Annotated in this window: 15 protein-coding genes and 1 pseudogene; 4 read left to right on the top strand and 12 right to left on the bottom strand. The window is 59.2% G+C overall.

All coding sequences use genetic code 11. From position 1 onward, the window contains the following. Positions 1 to 455: 455 nt before the first annotated feature. Positions 456 to 816, bottom strand: a pseudogene (locus ACTEK7_RS33955) (integrase core domain-containing protein); the annotation flags it as partial. A 191-nt stretch (positions 817 to 1007) separates the two neighbouring features. Here ACTEK7_RS33955 and ACTEK7_RS33950 point away from each other — a divergent pair. Then, positions 1008 to 1433 carry an SET domain-containing protein gene (locus ACTEK7_RS33950; RefSeq protein WP_225130104.1) on the top strand — a complete coding sequence of 142 codons (426 nt, stop codon included), beginning with the start codon at positions 1008 to 1010 and terminating at the stop codon, positions 1431 to 1433. Positions 1434 to 2100: 667 nt separating this feature from the next. On the opposite strand, the gene ACTEK7_RS33945 is transcribed toward ACTEK7_RS33950, so the two are convergent. Beyond that, positions 2101 to 2361: a hypothetical protein gene (locus ACTEK7_RS33945; protein WP_225130135.1), complete on the bottom strand. Its 261-nt coding sequence runs from the start codon at positions 2359 to 2361 to the stop codon at positions 2101 to 2103. A gap of 926 nt (positions 2362 to 3287) precedes the next feature. On the opposite strand from ACTEK7_RS33945, the gene ACTEK7_RS33940 reads away from it, so the two are divergent. Then, positions 3288 to 3515 carry a hypothetical protein gene (locus ACTEK7_RS33940; RefSeq protein WP_225130106.1) on the top strand — a complete coding sequence of 76 codons (228 nt, stop codon included), beginning with the start codon at positions 3288 to 3290 and terminating at the stop codon, positions 3513 to 3515. A gap of 238 nt (positions 3516 to 3753) precedes the next feature. Here ACTEK7_RS33940 and ACTEK7_RS33935 read toward each other — a convergent pair whose 3' ends face one another. The 4 genes from ACTEK7_RS33935 to ACTEK7_RS33920 form a co-directional block, all read right to left on the bottom strand. After that, a complete protein-coding gene (locus ACTEK7_RS33935) occupies positions 3754 to 4128 on the bottom strand; it encodes a tetraacyldisaccharide 4'-kinase (protein WP_249782217.1) in 375 nt (124 codons plus the stop codon). A 468-nt stretch (positions 4129 to 4596) separates the two neighbouring features. After that, complete coding sequence (locus ACTEK7_RS33930) at positions 4597 to 5769, bottom strand: peptidogalycan biosysnthesis protein (protein ID WP_225130107.1); 1173 nt, start codon at positions 5767 to 5769, stop codon at positions 4597 to 4599. Next, on the bottom strand, positions 5766 to 6539 hold the full coding sequence (locus ACTEK7_RS33925) for a class I SAM-dependent methyltransferase (RefSeq protein ID WP_225130109.1): 774 nt from the start codon (positions 6537 to 6539) through the stop codon (positions 5766 to 5768). The genes ACTEK7_RS33930 and ACTEK7_RS33925 overlap by 4 nt, the downstream gene beginning before the upstream one ends. A 119-nt stretch (positions 6540 to 6658) precedes the next feature. Beyond that, the gene (locus ACTEK7_RS33920; RefSeq protein ID WP_225130111.1) at positions 6659 to 6982 is read right to left on the bottom strand and encodes a hypothetical protein; all 324 of its coding nucleotides are present in this window, start codon (positions 6980 to 6982) and stop codon (positions 6659 to 6661) included. Positions 6983 to 8060: 1078 nt separating this feature from the next. Between ACTEK7_RS33920 and glmS the strand changes: the two genes are divergently transcribed. After that, positions 8061 to 9893 carry a glutamine--fructose-6-phosphate transaminase (isomerizing) gene (gene glmS, locus ACTEK7_RS33915; RefSeq protein WP_225130113.1) on the top strand — a complete coding sequence of 611 codons (1833 nt, stop codon included), beginning with the start codon at positions 8061 to 8063 and terminating at the stop codon, positions 9891 to 9893. Positions 9894 to 9899: 6 nt separating this feature from the next. Continuing rightward, on the top strand, positions 9900 to 10328 hold the full coding sequence (locus ACTEK7_RS33910) for a hypothetical protein (RefSeq protein ID WP_225130115.1): 429 nt from the start codon (positions 9900 to 9902) through the stop codon (positions 10326 to 10328). A 150-nt stretch (positions 10329 to 10478) separates the two neighbouring features. On the opposite strand, the gene ACTEK7_RS33905 is transcribed toward ACTEK7_RS33910, so the two are convergent. The 6 genes from ACTEK7_RS33905 to ACTEK7_RS33880 all read right to left on the bottom strand — a co-directional run bounded on the left by ACTEK7_RS33905 (position 10479) and on the right by ACTEK7_RS33880 (position 18198). Further along, positions 10479 to 11141 (bottom strand): aquaporin, encoded by a 663-nt coding sequence (locus ACTEK7_RS33905; protein WP_225130131.1) that lies wholly within the window; start codon positions 11139 to 11141, stop codon positions 10479 to 10481. A 140-nt stretch (positions 11142 to 11281) separates the two neighbouring features. Further along, positions 11282 to 13315: a methyl-accepting chemotaxis protein gene (locus tag ACTEK7_RS33900; protein ID WP_225130117.1), complete on the bottom strand. Its 2034-nt coding sequence runs from the start codon at positions 13313 to 13315 to the stop codon at positions 11282 to 11284. 297 nt (positions 13316 to 13612) lie between these two features. Next, positions 13613 to 14872 (bottom strand): Glu/Leu/Phe/Val family dehydrogenase, encoded by a 1260-nt coding sequence (locus tag ACTEK7_RS33895; RefSeq protein WP_225130118.1) that lies wholly within the window; start codon positions 14870 to 14872, stop codon positions 13613 to 13615. Positions 14873 to 15290: 418 nt separating this feature from the next. Continuing rightward, entirely contained in the window at positions 15291 to 16688 is a 1398-nt protein-coding gene (locus tag ACTEK7_RS33890; protein ID WP_225130120.1) for an NAD(P)(+) transhydrogenase (Re/Si-specific) subunit beta, read from the bottom strand. Between the two features lie 39 nt (positions 16689 to 16727). After that, entirely contained in the window at positions 16728 to 17045 is a 318-nt protein-coding gene (locus tag ACTEK7_RS33885) for a proton-translocating transhydrogenase family protein (protein ID WP_014492434.1), read from the bottom strand. A 22-nt stretch (positions 17046 to 17067) separates the two neighbouring features. Further along, a complete protein-coding gene (locus tag ACTEK7_RS33880) occupies positions 17068 to 18198 on the bottom strand; it encodes a Re/Si-specific NAD(P)(+) transhydrogenase subunit alpha (protein ID WP_225130122.1) in 1131 nt (376 codons plus the stop codon). Positions 18199 to 18377 lie beyond the last annotated feature (179 nt).

Below are 18377 nucleotides of genomic sequence, written 5' to 3'. Positions count from 1 at the left end.
CATAGCCATTCGTTCATGCCCCCCAGCCGGGCCTGGTGAGTTTGGCGATGATCTTGAGAAAATCGGCCTGCGAACAGCTGGGGCGTCGGACAAACCCACAGGCTTGTCCTTGCTTTCTGGCAGCATCAGCCGTTTTGCAAAGGCCTGTCCGTCACCCGCTAAGCACCAGACCGAGATGCTGGACCATGGAGTCCAGCCGCGCCGTGCGTCGCGCGGATGACGCCAATATCCCGTCGGCGAAACGCTCAGTGAAGATCTGGCGTCCGCACGACGGCGTCGCAGCGGAAGCGTTCGATGATCACCACGAGCTCTACGAACGCGGCGCCAGCGACAGATCGGTCACGCGTCGGCGTTTTTGGATACGCCGTGGAATCGTCCCGCACCTGCCACTCAACTTTCATCCAGCAGCGCTTACAGTCTCGGGTTGATGCAGCGAGGCCGACCTTTGGACCATCCGGGCTGGATGCGCCGACGTGGTTTTGCAGCAAAATCGGCGATCTGCTGCCGATGGCGCCATGGGGCCGTTCTTCGTTGTAGTCTCCACTTTTTCTTGGGCGTCCGCAAGGCTGAGGAACCGGTGCGTGTTGAGGCATTCGACCCGGAAGGCGCAGTCTTCGATGAACGCGTTGTCGGTTGGCTTACCGGGCTGGAGAAGTCCAGCGTGACACCGCGTTGGTAGGTCCAGAGGTCCAGATCGCGCGACACGAACTCGCTGCCTTCATCGACGCGGATCGTTGCCGGGAACCCCAATTCCTTGCAGGCGCTTTCCAGGATCGCCACGACGTCGCTGCCGCGGAAGGTGAACCGTGGCGCCAGTCCTGCAGCATCTCCTCGTGGAGCGACAGCCGAGATCCTCATCGGTAGCAGCCGCTACCGAAAGGGATGCACAGATTGAAAAAAAATCGAGGTTGTGACCGAGACGCGATTAAACGACCCCACCAATTTATGCAGGAGATTGCACGGCTCAGGTTAGTTAGCTTGCAGGGTGCTAGCGACTTTGGGGAGATATGTCAGTGTTGATCGTTGAAACTATTTTGAAGCCAGACCAGTTTGGCGGTATTGGACTTTTCTCCGCTACTCTTTTGCCTAAAGGTGCATTGATTTGGATTCATAACCCAATCGTTGACATTGCCGTGACACCTGAACAGTACGCAACTTTACCTCGAACATTTCAAGCTTTACTTGATAAGCACGCCTATCCAAGAGACCTCGACGTTGATGATGGTGTTTTAGAGTACAATGCTGACAACGCTCGTTTCATGAATCACAGCAATCAACCAAACACATACCAAGACGATCATTGCCGAATTTTCACAGCCCGAGACGTACAGCCGGGTGAAGAACTAACTTGCGATTACTTGTCTTTCGATCCAAGGTGCGACTTATCGTGGGTTAAAGTGCTATCGCCGAATGTTGGTGCCGGAGCGGGCTAGGCGACAGTGGATTGAGTCGGGTCTGCGACTTCGATTCCCGTTGGCTAATTTAACGCGGGAGAGTTGCGTCAACTGGTTGTGGCCATCGACGCGACGCAGCTTTTCTCGGCGGCCTCGGCGAGCTTGAGGATCGTAGCGAGCCTTGTTCGAAAGACATCCCTTGAACGGTGCGCCGGAACGCGCTGGCCAACGCGCTTTCAATGAGGTTGGTAGTCCCCTCATGTGGAGTCCTCTAAATGTGTAGCGCCAGTCAAAGACTTCGTTACCGGCGCGCTTTTCCGCGAATGTCGGCAACGAGTCCTGGCAGTGACAACACTGGGCTGCTGTTATGTTCTCCTGTGATTTTCCGGGGTAATTGATGAGGCGCTTCATGAAGAAGTAGATCCTGGAAAGCGAACGCTTAGCCCGAATACTTCGATGACGCCATTGACGAGAGCGGCCCTGTTCGGGTGATCGACGTATTTCTCGATTCGCTCGGTTTGGCTGAGATGCGCTTCGAGGTTGCGGAGCCAGCGGGCAGCGTCGCGCCCCCACTTTGCTCCTCGAACTCTGCCAAGAGATGGACTTATTGGCAACGACGAGGCGCCGCCACCGATGGCAGCAAGTTCAATGCCGTGAACAGCCGGGACAGGAACTTCACGTGCACGAAGATGGAGCGACGGCGTGCTCAGTTGGAGGAGAGCGTCGCGCGCTGAGTCAATTCGACGCGACCAAGCGCCAGGAGCCGGTGGAGGCGCTGGCCGCGAAGGAGACAAGGCTTGCCCAGAAGCTGACAAAGCTGACAAGCTTGTTGGCTACGAGGAAGCGCCTGCTGCTTGGTGATCTTCGCGGTCAGGGCCAGACCTAAATCGTAGGCGGCAGTTCCGCTTATGGCAACAATTCTCGTGCCATCAGCAGATCTCTCAGCAACGATCTGCTGGCCCCACACGGGAATTCCTTTGCTGCTGCTCAAGGCGGAGAGTGGCGCCGGAACGGTTAGGCAGCGCCTTAAGCGACGAAGAAGTATCGAGCTCGAGCAATCCGGCAACGGAGGCCTCAGGTGATCTTCCTTGAGCTATTTCAGCTAGGGGACTGGTTTGAGGTACAACCTTGTTCACCTCACGGATCTCGGCGGCGGTAGCTGACCCTAAAATGCTCGATCCGCGTGGTCGGAATCATGGAATTGCTCCGGAAGCATTGCTGGAGCGGAGACACCACCGGGTGATGCAGCGGGAGAGGAAGTCACGGCCCTTATCGACGTGATACCAAGTAAACGACCTCAATGGCGCCTAACGACAAACGCGCAGCCCCGCTGGAATTCGGAGCCGCCGGCTCGCATCCTAACCCGACATAATCCGATCATCTGAACGATGCTTGGCAGCCTTGCCGCCGTCTCACGGGAGCACCCGATCACGCCTAAGCCTGATCAACGAAAGGTGTGATCTCTCGCTTGCGCAGAGCAAGCACCGCCCCCCGACCGGCCTTTCGAACCGGTTCACTGCTCCGTGGTATCTCCGCCTACGCACCTCTTGATGAAACTCCTCCTGGACTCCCCAACGACCTTCTGATCGATCGCCTGCTTCAGGCAGTCGCGTCGATCCGCGTTGCATCGAATCGTGCTTGCACTCCGAGGTAAGTCATTTCGCTTTGTGGTTGGAATTTTCGTCGCGGTCCGGCGCCCTTAAGTTGTTTGACGAAGTCTTGCTGAAACACAGTGCCGCTAAACTTCCTGTTAGGTAATTAGCCCTGTTCTTTTTTATCGCACAGACAATCAAGTCAACCAAACGGCCATTGAGCTTTGGAATTGGCGCAGTCTGTGAACGGGCTCATATCGAAGAGCCATCTGACGGGCGACGATCACCTCGAAAATCCGCGGTGGAATATCTGTCAATTCAAAGTCAATCGATGGGGGTGATCATGCCCATCATACTGGACTTGCTCTATCGCGAATATTGCCGCGCCCGTCTCGCTGAAATGCGCAAGCAGCTTCTGATCGCAGCTGAACGCTTTGAAGCACTCGAAGCGGACTACCTTATTTCGGATCAGAGTGACGACGAGAGGGCGGCGGCATACCGCAAGACCGATCGCGGCGCGCCGCATTGAAGCAGCCAAGACCGGCAATCTCTCCCGCGTGGTAGTGGCCAAGCAATTCAACAGTCTGGGAGACAGCGATGAACACACCCGAATGCTATACCTTCACGGTGACCTGCGTCTCGTGCCTGACCATCATAGGAATGATGGTCGTTGGGGTGTGGTGAGCATGACTGTCTGCTGAAGCGGTAGCTTTAGCGAGTGCGAAACGAAGTTGGTCGGCACGCCTCGCTTTGCCCACCGGACGAGATCAGCGTCTGGAAAAACGCCGCTCGCGGGCCTTGTAGAGATGGTCGCTGATCAGTTGCCGCAGCTTGGCCCGGTCGTCGAATTCGAGCTGGACAGCGAATGGGACGATGCCGGTAGGGCACGCCATCGCTGCGATGCAGGCGCGCAAGATCATTTTCGTCGTCACCAGCGTGAGCTGCTCGCGCTGTGCCTCCGCTGCAAGCGCGGCGAGTTCCTCGCGCGAGAACATGTGATGATTGTCGAAGCGGCGCGTGCGCGCGACTTCGATGCCGCTGGCCTCCAATGTGCGGAGGAAGTGCTGGGGATCGCCGATTCCGGCGAAGGCGAAGACCCGCTCGCCGAGCAGCTGCGCGAGCGAGGCCGCATCCGGCTTCAGGCGCGCGCGCAGCTTGGGCTCGTTGCGTTTGGCGACCTCGGCGGCGACATCGTTGGCGGCGAGTCTGGCTCTCGTCTTGCCAAATTCATAAAAAGGTCCGGCCGCGCCGACGTCCTCTCGAGAGGAAGCACTGCTTGAAGCCGGAAAACTCGCTTAGGCTGGATTCCATCAACTCGCCACGCGGGAGTGTCGTCGGGACTGCCGTGCTCTACCCAGTTTCGTTCGGAAATCTCGCGAATTTTCGTGCCACAAAAGCGCTCGCTGCCGACCCTCGAGACCCGGAGTCAGCCGTCATGACGTCATCGGGCACCGTATCCCAGAATGTGCGCAGCAGTTTTTGCTTGAGTGTGCCTTCGTCGTGCTCCGGCTTGAAGAACCAGCGCGGCATCTTCAGTCGAAGTCCTGGCGTTAGGCCGAGGGGCACCGTACCCGACCAAAGACCTCGGCGAATCTTGCTCAATCTCGCAGTTACTCACCCAGCAAACGCTCGACCAACTCCCAATCCCTGCAAAGATGGCCTGCGAACTGATTCTGATATTGTCTGATCATACGCAGATTGTGCCGCTTGACGTCGGAGCCGCAGATGTGCTGTTCACCAACGCACTTGATGACGATCGCCTGCGGCTCGATCTTTGCCCCTCGGTTCACTTTCGCACGTAACGAGGAGGTAGAAAGCCGCAATGTTGTGAGACCGCGCGCCGCAGCGTAATCGAGGGGCTCGTAATAGCATAAGACGAAATATCTGTAATCCTTGAGATCGCGACTGTAGTCTGCCCCGAAGTAGCGCAAGTGAAGTGCCGTTCCAAAGCGATAGAAAACAGCAAGCCCGGTTATCTCGTTGTTGCACTCGGAAATTGCTGCGGCACCGAACTGCGACACACCCGCCTTTCTCTGCCCGGCGAGTATCCTTTCCATCCAGTCGCGACCCTGGGTGCTTCCGTGTCGAGACCTGTTTTGGGTTATGAGATCAGCGACTATGGAGTCATCGAGTTCTTCGGCTGAGGCCCATCCGATCTTCCCCCCGGCTCGCCGGAACGCCGCGACTTCAGACTTGCTTTGATTACGATCATGCGCGCACGAGGCCGCCATCATCCCGGCTACCCCTGTATCCGGCACTTCTAGATACGCTTCGGCAGAATGCAAAACGACCGTACCCCCAATGTGCTCCGCGAATTCCACCGCCGCCGGGTAGGGCATGTACGGCACTACAACGCCGGCATATCCCCGCTCCTGAGCATAGTTTAGAGCGCTGCGTCCCAACTCGCCTAAAGCCTCATACCTTCGCCTGCCCTGAATGCAGGGTATCTCGTTGTGGGTGTTGCGCCGACCACCCAGCCAGAGAAAACTTTGTTGCCAAGGGCCGGGAATTCCAGCCATGCAATCTGGCAGGAAGAACAAACCAGGTGATTGGTCTCCCTCCCAAAGCGTGCACGCAGCCACGACTCCGGCCGCCCCGCGGACCGCAAGCACGTCCGTTGCGCCGAGCGAATGTTCGAGCGCTCGCAGCCACCGGTAGCTGTTATAAAAATTGTTATCACCGACGAGGGCATCCCATTCATGCTCGTCAAAGCCGCATAGACCTTCCGCGACCGCTGAGGAGAACGGGACTAACAACTTGCTCCTGAATGGTACAAACGTCATGGGTGTCGCCCCGCATGGCGTGGGACACGGACGCCTTCAATGATGATCGCGTGCGGGCTTTGGAGATATGCATGTAGCTCCGTGGGAAGCTGATCTATACGGGCGCATGTGGGCACAAACAGTTCTCTCCATTTCAATGATCGGAACCCGGCTTGTGCTAATGAACTCTCCAAAGAGGGAGCGGGCCAATGCCATGCAAATACGCCGCCTTGTTCTCCATTTTTGCAGAACTCGACCTTAATACGCCCACCTTCTAAATATGGGTTCTCAGGATCGTCTACGACGAGCCTGAAGCCACAGGGTTCGTACCAGTTTGGATGTGGATTGTAAGCTGGATGAGTGGACAACGATATCAAGCGCCCGCCAGGACGCAACAGTTCGGCCATTTCGGCGCACATGCTGTCCAGCTCACTTTTGGTGGCGGCATAGGGCAGCACATAGGATGCAAGTACCAAGTCGAATTGGGCTGCCATGTTGGCATGGAGATGAGTGACGAAGGAGAGATTGATCCCCTCTTTTTCTGCGCGACGCCGCGCGTAGTTTAGCATGCCTGGCGCCGGATCATATCCTACAACAGAGGCTGCTCCGCGTTGCTTAAGTATTCGCGAATATGCCCCCGCGCCGCACCCAAAATCGAGGATGGAGAAGCCATCAACGTCACCCATCACCTCTAGTACGCTCGGCACTTCGATGTATTTTTGAAGGGGCCATTCAGTCATATTCTCGTGCAGACTTGCAAATTCATCGAATTGGGCCGCGCTGTCGGACACGGACGCGCCTCTCGAGGCGCCGTCCCCGTGTTGGCACGAACCCAGTGTTTTTTCTTCGGGTGACGGGCAAGAACCGCCGGACAACGCAACTTTGGCTGGGAACGGTGAGGATGCGAGACTCATGCTTCGATCCGTTCTGACCAGACCGAAACTGTCTTAGATCTGTCGAGATATTTTTCGTAGAGTTCTTCGAGCATTTTCTTGCCGACGACGGCGAGCTCAGCTTGATAGGCTTTGCGATCGGTCACCTCAATGCGCTCGATATAGTCCCACGGCCCGCCTGATATGCCGACGCCGGTTTCCGTGATGCGGTGCGTCGAATAGCTGACGATAGTCTTCAATTTACTGGCGACGACATAGTCGACCTCGCGTTCGAAGCGTTCATACTCCGCTGCGCTGACACCCGGCTTCAGTGCGGCAAATACAAATCGGACAACAGCCATTTTCGATCCTTCTCGTGTCGCGGCATATCAAAATCCAAGTGGCCAGCTCTGAGCCAAGAGAGTCGGCAACGATCGCCTCAGTGCATTCCAGGGCGCACTTGCGCTGGCCCCTTAGCTGATGGACATCGCTCGGCGAAAATGCTCACACCAAACGCGCAGAGCGCCTCGTGCCCTAAGGGAACACATCGGTGAGGGTGCTCCGAGAACATGAGCGATGGTGGGCACGCGTTCGATGATTGCCGATTGCCGTCCGTGATGCTCGGCGCACTCCTAAGCATCGCTACCACTCTCAGGGCGTGAATAAGGGCCAAGTGCTGTACAGCACGAACGACAAAGGCAATCGCGCCGCACCCGGCGGGCTTTCAATTCACGGCCTGTCGATGGCCTTGATGTGATTAGCCGAGCAAGGGCCATATGAACTCCGGGCTGCGCTATCTGCCAGACGGCCACATTGAAACGAGTTTGCGCAGGACCTCAGCAAAGTGCGTGCCACAAACGGCTTATGCCACTTGCGTAGCAGGCGGACAAAACAACCACTTCACGCCGTACGGCGGAATACTTGCGGTCTTGTCGAATTTCGCACATGCACGTCTTGATCCACACACGGCTGAATATGATCAGCCGGCGACTGCGCGGCAGCGCCCTCTTCGCGGGCTTCCACCACGCCGATAAAATAACAAGGCGAAATGGGTGGACCGAATGTATCACACGATGAATGTGAATTCCTCTCGGCTACTCACCACACCGGAGCGATGTTAGATCGGGCAACGAGGTCGATGGGGAATGTCAGTATCTGGCCGAGTGAGCGAACATTCTGGGCCCCGCGGCTCCATTTAGGCGCCGAGCCATCGTCAGCAGAAGTCCCCCGGAATGCTTGATCAGCGTGATGATATACGTCTAGCAGCGTGTCCGGGAACCGGCCCAAATAGCTTGTAAAGTCGTTCGGTACTGGCATGCAAATTGCCAGCTCCGTGGCTAGCCAAATGGGGGGATTCATTGACCTGCCAACCCCTCTAGCTTGCCGCCTGACTCGAAAGACGATGTGGTTCAACGCTAGTTGCGGAGCATATTGACCTGCATGTGCGGAATTGTCGGCATTGTGGGACGCCGTCCGGTCTCCGAGCAATTAATCGTTTCCCTGAAGCAGCTAGAATATTGTGGCTATGACTCTGCAGGCGTGGCAACGCTGGAAGGCGGTCATTTCTACCGACAGCGTGCCGAGGGCAAGCTCAAGGCGTTAGAGAACCGCCTGCGCGCCGCGCCGGTGTGGGGGCATACCGGCATCGGGCATACCCGCTGGACCAGCCACAGAAAGGCGAGCGCGAAGAACGCCCATCTGCATGCGACTGACAATGTGTCGGTCGTTCATAACGGCGTAATCGAAAATTATCCTGAGCTGCGCGCCGAGTTGGAACGAAAGGGTGCACAATTCGCCTCCGAGACGGATACAGAGGTAGTCGCTCACATAGTCGAATCCCATTTGATCAAGGGCTATTCGCCTCAGGACGCGGTGAAGGCTTCGCTGCCCAAACTGGGTGGTCCGTTCGCGCTGGTTTTTCTGTTCAAGGGCTACGACGATTTATTGATCGGGGCCTGCAATGGGTCGCCGCTTGCTATCGGCCATGGCGACGGAGAAATGTATCTGGCGTCGGATGAGATTGCACTTGCGCCTTTCACGGAGCGCATTACCCATTTGGAAGACGGCGACTGGGCCGTTCTGACCCGCAACTCCTTCACGATCTACGACATGCAAGGCGTCATTGCCCATCGCGAGGTACTGAAATGCAGAGCCTCGCCGGCTCTCATCCGAAAGGCAAATTATCGTCCTTTCATGCTCAAGGAGATCCACAGGCAACCGAAAGTCGCCGGCCATACGCTGGCGCGCTATGTCGACGCGTCGGCCGATCGCGTCGCATTCCCTCAGACGCTGCCATTCGACTTCAATGACATTGGCCGAATATTGATCACCGGCTGCGGCACCGCACGCCATGCCGGCCACATCGGCAAATACTGGTTCGAGCGGCTGGCCCGCATCCCCGTCGAGGTCGATGTCGCTTCCGAATTACGCTACCGGGAACCGCCCTTGCGCGAGCGCGATCTCGCCATCCTCATTTCGCAATCCGGCGAGACGGCTGATACGCTGGCTGCGCTGCGTTTTGCCAAATCTCAGGGACTGCGCACGCTCTCCGTAGTCAACGTGCCGAGCTCGACAATTGCGCGAGAGAGCGAGACCGTGCTGCAGACGCTGGCCGGCCCCGAAATGGGCGTCCCCTCGACCAAAGCCTTCTCGTGCCAGTTGATCGTGCTCGCGGCTCTTGCGATCGCCAACGGGAGAGCGCGTGGTGAATTATCCCGGGCCACCGAGGCCACGCTCGTACAGGAGTTGCTCGAAGTTCCTCGCCTGATGACAGCTGCACTTGCAACCGAACCGCAAATCGAGAAGCTCGCGCGGGAGGTCGCCAAGTCGCGTGGCGTGCTATGTCTCGGTCGCGGCAGCTCCTTTCCGCTGGCGCTGGAAGGAGCGCTGAAGCTGAAAGAAATCGCCTATATCCACGCCGACGGCTATGCTGCGGGCGAGCTTAAACACGGTCCGCTTGCGTTGATAAGCGATGGTGTGCCTGTCGTGGTGATCGCCCCTTCCGACTCGCTGTTCCAAAAGACGGTCTCAAACATGCAGGAAGTTGCAGCAAGAGGTGGCAACATCATCCTAATAACCGATCCAAAGGGAGCCGAGGCGGCCTCTGTGAACTCGCTCGCGACCATCGTATTGCCTGACATGGGGGCAAGCTTTACTCCGATAGTTTATGACATTCCGATGCAGCTCTTGGCGTATCATACTGGGTTGCTGATGGGCACAGATGTTGACCAGCCACGCAATCTCGCTAGGTCTAAGTCGGTCATTGTCGAATAGGTTGCCTTGATTATCGCCGACCCGACGCTCACCACCAGAATATCGGCGTACTTCGAGCGGGTTGGTGACATCGGTCAAGTTGCGTCGAGCGCGCCGCAGCTTGACTCTCCCTTTGAACCTAAGCTGAACTGCAAGACGCCGGCCTTGGGCGATACCCCGCTCAGCACTTTACGTGACGCAATCAGCATCGCGCCAACCCTTCTTGGCGTGACCATCCCGCATAACGACCAACGCTTCATGGCATCGGGGCGCCGTCTTTCAAACGGCGCTCAAGATCTTCCGGTTTTCTTCCCAAATGCAGGAACTTGCCGGCGCCGCGGCTGTGGCGTGCTCATCTGGGCGGCGACGACCTCCCCGTCATTCATTGGCTGCACGATCGACCTGTTGGTAAGTGTGAGGAGCAGCCAGAGCGCAAGTTCAAGAAGACAGAATTGACGTGCCGACTGACGTCAATGAGATTGTCGATCACGTCAGCTGCGCCGGACCCTTTCGCTTCATTCTGCGTGTGCAGTGTTTTGCGAAAAGATCATGCTCAAACAATTACCTAAAGCGCAATGACGATTTCTTCCTAATCTCATCGCCCTTTCAGGCGGTGTTCCTAAATAACCATGCAGCGAGCGTTGTGGCCGCAAGGGCCCCAATCAGTTGCGCGATGATGAAGGGAACAACGCTACTCGGAGCGATACCGGCAAAGGTGTCGGACAGCGATCGTGCGATCGTCACCGCGGGATTGGCGAACGAAGTGGATGCGGTGAACCAGTAGGCGGACGTTACGTACAAGCCAACGGCGTAAGGAACCACAGCGGGAGTTCGGCTCGCGCAGCCGAAGATCGTGACGAGCAAACCGAACGTTGCGGCGGCTTCTGCGATCCACTGTCCTGCTCCGGTTCGTTGTGTGAGCGAGACTTGCCAGAGCGGAATATCGAACATCAAATGTGCCGCAAAGACCCCCGTGAGCGAACCGGCAATCTGCGCGAGAATATAGGCCCACAGGGCTCGCCACGTCAGTTCGCCTCGCAAGGTCAAGGCCAGACTCAGCGCGGGATTGAAGTGCGCTCCCGACAGCGGCCCGAAGACCAGGATCAGGACGACCAGGATCGCACCAGTGGAGATGGTGTTGCAGAGAAGCGCGAGCGCGACGTTGCCGCCGGCGAGCCGCTGCGCCATGATACCGGACCCGACCACGGCAGCGAGAAGGAACGCCGTGCCGAGCCCCTCCGACACAATGCGTCGTCCCATGGACGGCATCAGAATTGTCCGAGCGGCGCATTTCGTAGGACCGATCTCCTCAAGTCCGCTCTTTCGCGCCATTTCATCTCGCCGGTCATCGGGTTGCATTGAGTGTTCCTGCACAAGGGACATTTTGGCTGCTCGACCGCTTGGGCCGCTCACGCTCGTCGCAAGGATGCAATGAAGCGGCTCAATTCAGCGGTCAACTCAGAACTGCTCTTGGACAGCGCCTGCGCCGACTGCAGGACGCCGCCTGCCGCTGTATCCGTGGTTGCGGCGCCATGGGCGACCTGGCTCATTCCGCTCGCAACCTCCGAGGTTCGCGCGGCGGTCTGCTGGATGTTGTGCGCAATCTCGCGCGTTGCCAACAGCTGCTGTTCAACAGACTCCGACACAGCACCCGAAATCTGCGAGATGCGGTCGATCGTTGCGCTAATGGAAACGATTTCAATCACCGATTTGCGGGCGACCGACTGCATCGCGCCGATTTGCGCAGCAATCTGCGAGGTGGCATCAGAAGTCTGATCCGCCAAAGCCTTGACTTCCTGCGCGACCACCGCAAAGCCGGTGCCGTATTCGCCCGCACGTGCGGCTTCAATCGTGGCGTTGAGCGCAAGCAAGTTGGTCTGGCGTGCCACTTGCGCAATGAGCCGAACGACGTCGCCGATCCGTTCGGCCGCATCAGTGAGCTCGGAGATCTGCCTGTCAGTCTGCGCCGCCTGGCGGACCGCCTCCAGCGCAATCTTCGAGGATTCCTGCACCTGCCGCCCAATTTCGGAGGCAGAGGTCATCATCTGTTCCGTCGCGGCAGCAATGAGCTGGATATTGGAAGAGGCGCTGTCGGATGCTGCCGAGACGTGGCTCGAAACGCCGGTCGTGTGCTTGGCCGACTGAGTGAGGCCAAGAGCCGCACTTTCAAGCTGGCGGGAGGCGTTAGCCACCGTCTGAATGACGTTACCGACGGCCGCCTCGAACGCATCAGCAAGCCGCTCTAGCTCCGCGCGGCTTCGCTCGCCCTGCAGGCGGTCGCGTTCCAACTGTTCGGCAAGGTCGCGCTCAGCCTTCAGGCGCATGCCCTGCTTGAAGTCCTCGACCGCCCGTCCCATGTCCCCGATCTCATCTTTACGATCAAGACCCGGCAGAACAATCTCGAACTGACCGGCACCAAGCTGACGCATCGCCACCGTCATACGTGAAATGGCACCGCCAATGCGACGGCCGAACAGCAGCGCAAACGTCGCGACCAGGCCCATCGCCCCAACCACCAGCCAAAACAGGAGATCGCGGGCATTTGCCGCGCGCAAGCCAGCCGCGGCGCTTCGGCGATCGGCTTCTGCAATTGCCTGTGCCAATGCCGGTCGATGGCTGCCATAAACCTTGGCAATATCCTCCATCTCCTCGTTCAGCGACTGCTGGACCAACATGAAGGCAGAAAATGCGGCTTGATAGGACTTGAGAAGCCTCTCAAGTTCGGGGCGAATACCCGGTGAGAGATCTGAGGTGGCCAGCAGCCCGGCGAATTCGGCGCCAGACTTGTCAAAATCCTGGCCGTATTTTTCTTCGCCGTGCAGCATGAAATCCTTTTCATACCCGCGCATCCTCTCCATGAGAACGGTCAACCTTGGCTGGTCGAGCTCGGCAAGCCGCCCTTCCAGCTGAAGCTCGGCCGTGCGCAGCCCGCCCTGGAGCCCCTCCTCGGCGTTAAAACCAAGCGCGCGCTCGGCCGAGACGATGTTCTGAAAGCGAGCGGCGTAGAGGTCGATCCCGCTCCGCAGTCCGGAAGAGCTCTTGAGAGGATCGCCCTCAGGCAATCGCGCCGCAATGCCTTCGATGTCGCCGAGCATCGCCATTTCGTGCTTGAGCAGCTCGGCATGGCGCTCAATCATTGCCTCGTCGCGCCGACGCAGGAATTCGGTCGTCACATGTTGCGATTCCAGAAAGCTCTGGGAGAGCGCCGCAAACCGGTCACGAACGCGAGCGGCCTCGTCCGCATCACCCTGGACCTGCGCCGCGTGGTTCAACCCGACCAGGCAGATCGCGCCGGTCGCAATGACCGCGATGATGCCAAGCAGGCCGATCTTTAATCGCAAGGAGGCACTGAATGTTCGGCTGGCCGGAATCTGCAGCTTGAGCAAGCGCCACAATGGGGTGCGTTTGAACGAGAGCGCGCGAAGTGTGAGAGCTGAGAACAATGCTTTCTTTCCTTAAATGGCGCATGGCTTGCCAATCCTGCGGCCGATGAAAAACTGTAAGACGTGAGACTATCACTCAACGCTAAACATGCCGCTGCCGTTTGTCGGCGACGGCCCAGCTAAGTCTAGGGCGAACTGGCAGACAGACCGATCTGCCAGTGGATTGGGTGCATTTGTGCTCGCCAAGGAGACCATCAGGACGAGCGCACAGGTCAGTTGGGGCTCATCATTCAAGTGGCTCGTTAGCGGCAGCATAGGGGGCCTACGGCGGCTCCACGCGAGGGAAGAACTAGGTTTTTACGGGAACAGGCCGCGTGTTTCCTTGGCACCGCGAACACGCTCGACGCCTATTGCCATGGCCGCGGTGCGATTGAACAGATTTTCGCCTTTGCTTCGCGCCAGGACACGCTCGAAAGCACGATCCAGGAGTTGATACTCCCGGCGCATGACTTCCTCCTCCTCCCAGAACAATCGCTGAAGGTCCTGCACCCATTCAAAGTAACTGACGACAACACCTCCCGAATTGCAGAGAATATCGGGAATGACGAACACCTCGTCCTGGCGTCCTTCCAGAATTCGGTCAGCTTCCGGCGTGGTCGGTCCGTTGGCGCCTTCGGCAAGGATCCGGCAGCGCAGTTTAGCGGCCATTCCAGCGTCGATGACCCGTTCGACGGCAGCCGGAACAAGCACGTCGCACGGCACGGTCAGGATCTCTGCAGGATCCAGAGCGAGCTCATTGGAGTAGCCATCAAGGCTTCCTTGCGAGGCTGCGTGCCGGACCAGTTGTGGTATGTCGAGCCCACGAGGGCGGTAGAGCGCGCCGGTGTGATCGCTGACCGCGATCACTTTCACTCCCATGTTATGCAGCTCAAGCGCGGCGATCGAACCGACGTTTCCAAATCCTTGAACAACCGCCGTTGAGCCATTGAGACGGATTTTGAGCTCGTCTGCAGCGCGCCTGACCAGATGAGCCACACCCCGGCCTGTCGCTTCACGACGGCCGAGCGTTCCACCAGCGCTGACGGGCTTGCCCGTCACGATCTCGGTGACGGTTTGGCCCTGGTACATCGAATAAGTATCCATGAACCAGGCCATGATCTGCTCGTTCGTACCGAGGTCAGGAGCCATAACATCGGTGTGTGGCCCAACGAAGGGGATCATTTCCTGCATATAACGGCGCGAAAGCGCCTCAAGCTCGCGCTTCGACAAGGTCGAGGGGTCGACATTGATGCCGCCCTTGGCCCCGCCATACGGCAATCCGACCAGGGCACATTTCCAGCTCATCCAAATGGCGAGCGCTGCAACTTCGCCGAGGTCGACTGTGGGCGCGAACCTGGTGCCCCCTTTTGTCGGGCCAAGCGTCAAATGATGCTGTACCCGGTAGCCCTCGAACACCGCGGTGGTGCCATCATCCCGGTGAATTGGACACGATACTGTGACAGATCGCTTCGGCAACAACAGGCGCGGTCTCGCATCATCCGGTATGCTCAGGTAATTCGCGATCACCTCGAATTGCTTTACGGCCATCTCAAACACTGGCCCACGATATGCAGTCACGCTAGCTCCTCAAGCTGGATATGAAAAATTGAACGCTCATGCGTCGGGACGCTTTGGGCCCTGAACAGGTGATGCGATTTCGGGACGTGGAGATGGTCGCCGTTACCGCAAGAGCGCAGCTTGCGCTCACGCCGAATAGAGGACCAATGCCACGAAAGCGAGATTGACGAGGGCGGCCACGATCGCCAGCAACCAAGTGGTCGCAGGCGAAATGTCTGGAGTATCTTGCGAGTCTGGGATCCAAAGGGGCGGCGGCGGCATCTCAATGTCTCCGAAAGCTTGCATTACAGCGAATCGAGCAAGCAAGATGAAATTGCCTCATGGCCATCAGGCGAGCCAGTTGTTCAAATCTATGGCGCGGCCGCGCTGATCTTGATCAAGAGTAGAGAGGCTCTGAACCATGTTTAGCTCGTGGCGTTCACATCGCCTTGACGATGTTCTCGGTAACCTTCTTGGCGTCGCCGAGCAGCATCATGGTGTTGTCGCGGTAGAACAACGGGTTGTCGATGCCCGCGTAACCCGAAGCCAGCGAGCGCTTGATGAACATCACCGTTCCGGCCTTCCAGACCTGCAGCACCGGCATGCCGTAGATCGGCGAGGACTTGTCCTCTTCGGCCGCCGGATTGGTCACGTCGTTGGCGCCGATCACGAAGGCGATGTCGGCCTGCGCGAACTCGGAGTTGATGTCCTCGAGCTCGAACACCTCGTCATAGGGCACGTTGGCTTCGGCCAGCAGCACGTTCATGTGGCCGGGCATGCGGCCCGCGACCGGGTGAATGGCGTATTTCACCTCGACGCCTTCCTTCTTCAGGATGTCGGCCATCTCGCGCAGCGCGTGCTGGGCCTGCGCCACCGCCATGCCGTAGCCGGGCACGATGATGACCTTGGAGGCGTTCTTCATGATGAAGGCGGCATCGTCGGCCGAGCCGAGCTTGGCGGGCTTCTGCTCGCCCGTACCGCCGCCGGCCGCAGCGGTCTCACCGCCAAAGCCGCCGAGGATGACCGAGATGAAGGACCGGTTCATCGCATGGCACATGATGTAGGACAGGATCGCGCCCGAGGAGCCGACCAGCGCGCCGGTGATGATCAGCGCGGAATTGCCGAGCGTGAAGCCGATGCCCGCGGCCGCCCAACCCGAATAGGAGTTCAGCATCGAGATCACGACCGGCATGTCGGCGCCGCCGATCGGGATGATCATGAGCACGCCGAGCAGAAGCGCCAGGATGACGTTGAGCCAGAAGAACACCAGGCTGCCGGTGACGACGAGGCCGACGATGCAGGCGACCAGCGCCACCGCGAGGGCGACGTTGATCACGTGGCGGGCCGGCAGGATGATCGGAGCGCCGCTCATGCGCGCCGAGAGCTTGAGGAATGCGATCACCGAGCCGGTGAAGGTCAGCGCGCCGATGGCGACGCCGAGCGACATTTCGACCAGGCTCTGGGTGTGGATATTGCCGGGCGTACCGATGTCGAAAGCCTCGGGCGCGTAGAACGCGCCGGCGGCGACCAGCACCGCGGCCATGCCGACCAGCGAGTGGAAGGCGGCAACCAGCTCCGGCATCGACGTCATCGGCACGCGCCGGGCGATCACCGCGCCGATCGCGGCGCCGATCGCGATGCCGACGATCACCAGCACCCAGGCGAGCCCGTCGGCCGGCGGATGGTTGGCAAGCGTGGTGGCGACCGCGATCGCCATGCCGATCATGCCGAACAAATTGCCCTGGCGCGATGAAGCCGGGCTCGACAACCCGCGCAGCGACAGGATGAACAGCACTCCCGCCACGAGATACAGAAATGCAGAGAGGTTGGCGCTCATCTCAGGTCCCCATTGATCCCATCAGCCCGAGGTGGCCGCTTACTTCGACTTCTTCTTGTACATCGCCAGCATGCGCTGGGTGACAAGGAAGCCGCCGAAGATGTTGATGCAGGCAAAGATCAGCGCGACAAAGCCGAAGGCACGGGCCCAGCCCGAGCCGCTCGAGACATTCGCGACGCCGCCGGCAAGCAGCGCGCCGACCACGATCACCGAGGAGATCGCGTTGGTCACGCTCATCAGCGGCGTGTGCAGCGCCGGCGTCACCGACCACACCACGAAATAGCCGACGAAGACGGCGAGAACGAAGATCGACAGCCGGAAGATGAAGGGGTCGACGACCTGTGCAGCATGCTCCATGGCGGCTCTCCTTAAACCCGATTTAAGATGATTTGGGCTGGAAGTTCGGGTGGATGACGGCGCCGTCTTTCGTCAGCGCCGTGGCCTTGACCAGCTCATCGTCCCAGTTCACGGCGAGCTTCTTCTCTTTCTTGTCGACCATGGTCTCGATGAAGGAGAACAGGTTGCGGGCATAGAGGCTGGAGGCCGAGGCCGCGACGCGGCCGGCGACGTTGGTGTAGCCGACGATCTTGATGCCATCGAGGTCGACGACCTCACCGGCCTTGGCACCCTCGACATTGCCGCCGCGCTCGACGGCGAGATCGACCAGTACCGACCCCGGCTTCATCGACTTGACCATGTCGGCGCTGACGAGCTTCGGCGCCGGCCGGCCCGGGATCAGCGCGGTGGTGATCACGATGTCCTGCTTCTTGATGTGTTCGGCGGTGAGCGCGGCCTGCTTGGCCTGGTACTCCCTAGACATTTCCTTGGCGTAACCACCAGCGGTCTGCGCGTTCTTGAACTCCTCGTCCTCGACGGCGAGGAATTTCGCACCGAGCGATTCCACCTGCTCCTTCGTCGCGGGCCGGACGTCGGTCGCGGTGACCACCGCGCCGAGGCGGCGCGCGGTCGCGATCGCCTGGAGGCCCGCAACGCCGACGCCCATCACGAACACCTTGGCAGCGGGCACGGTGCCGGCCGCGGTCATCATCATCGGAAAGGCGCGGCCGAACGCCTCGGCGCCCTCGATCACGGCGCGGTAACCGGCGAGGTTGGCCTGCGAGGACAGCACGTCCATCACCTGCGCGCGGGTGATGCGCGGCATCAGTTCCATCGCGAAGGCGGAGACGCCGGCATCGGCTATCGTCTTCAGCGCGGCCTCGTTGCCGTAAGGGTCCATGATGGCGATGACGAGCGCGCCGCGCTTGTACTGCGCCAGCTCGGACGCCTCGGGACGCTTCACCTTGATGATGATATCGGCGTCCTTGAGCGCGTCAGTGCTGACGGTGGCGCCGGCCGCGGTGAATTCGGAATCCGGCAGGCCCGACTTGATGCCGGCGCCCGCCTCCACGGCGATTTCGGCGCCCAGCGCCCTAAACTTCTTCACCGTATCAGGCGAAGCGGCGACACGCGGCTCCGACGGATCGATTTCCTTGGCAACGGCGATCTTCATGACACCTCCCGGCGAGCGCCGCCTGTCTTCGTAGCAGTATTCCGAGCGCACCGGCCTGCAGAACGCCCGAATTGGTTCGTAGTGATGACTTGTTCGCACTGGATATAAGGCTCGTTTGGCAGACTCTATCAGATGCCCTGCGCCGTTCTTTGGGGGGGGGGGGGGGGGGGGGGCGCCGA

Source organism: Bradyrhizobium sp. JHI2711 (genome assembly GCF_056156565.1).
This window is presented reverse-complemented; position numbering and strand designations above follow the sequence as displayed.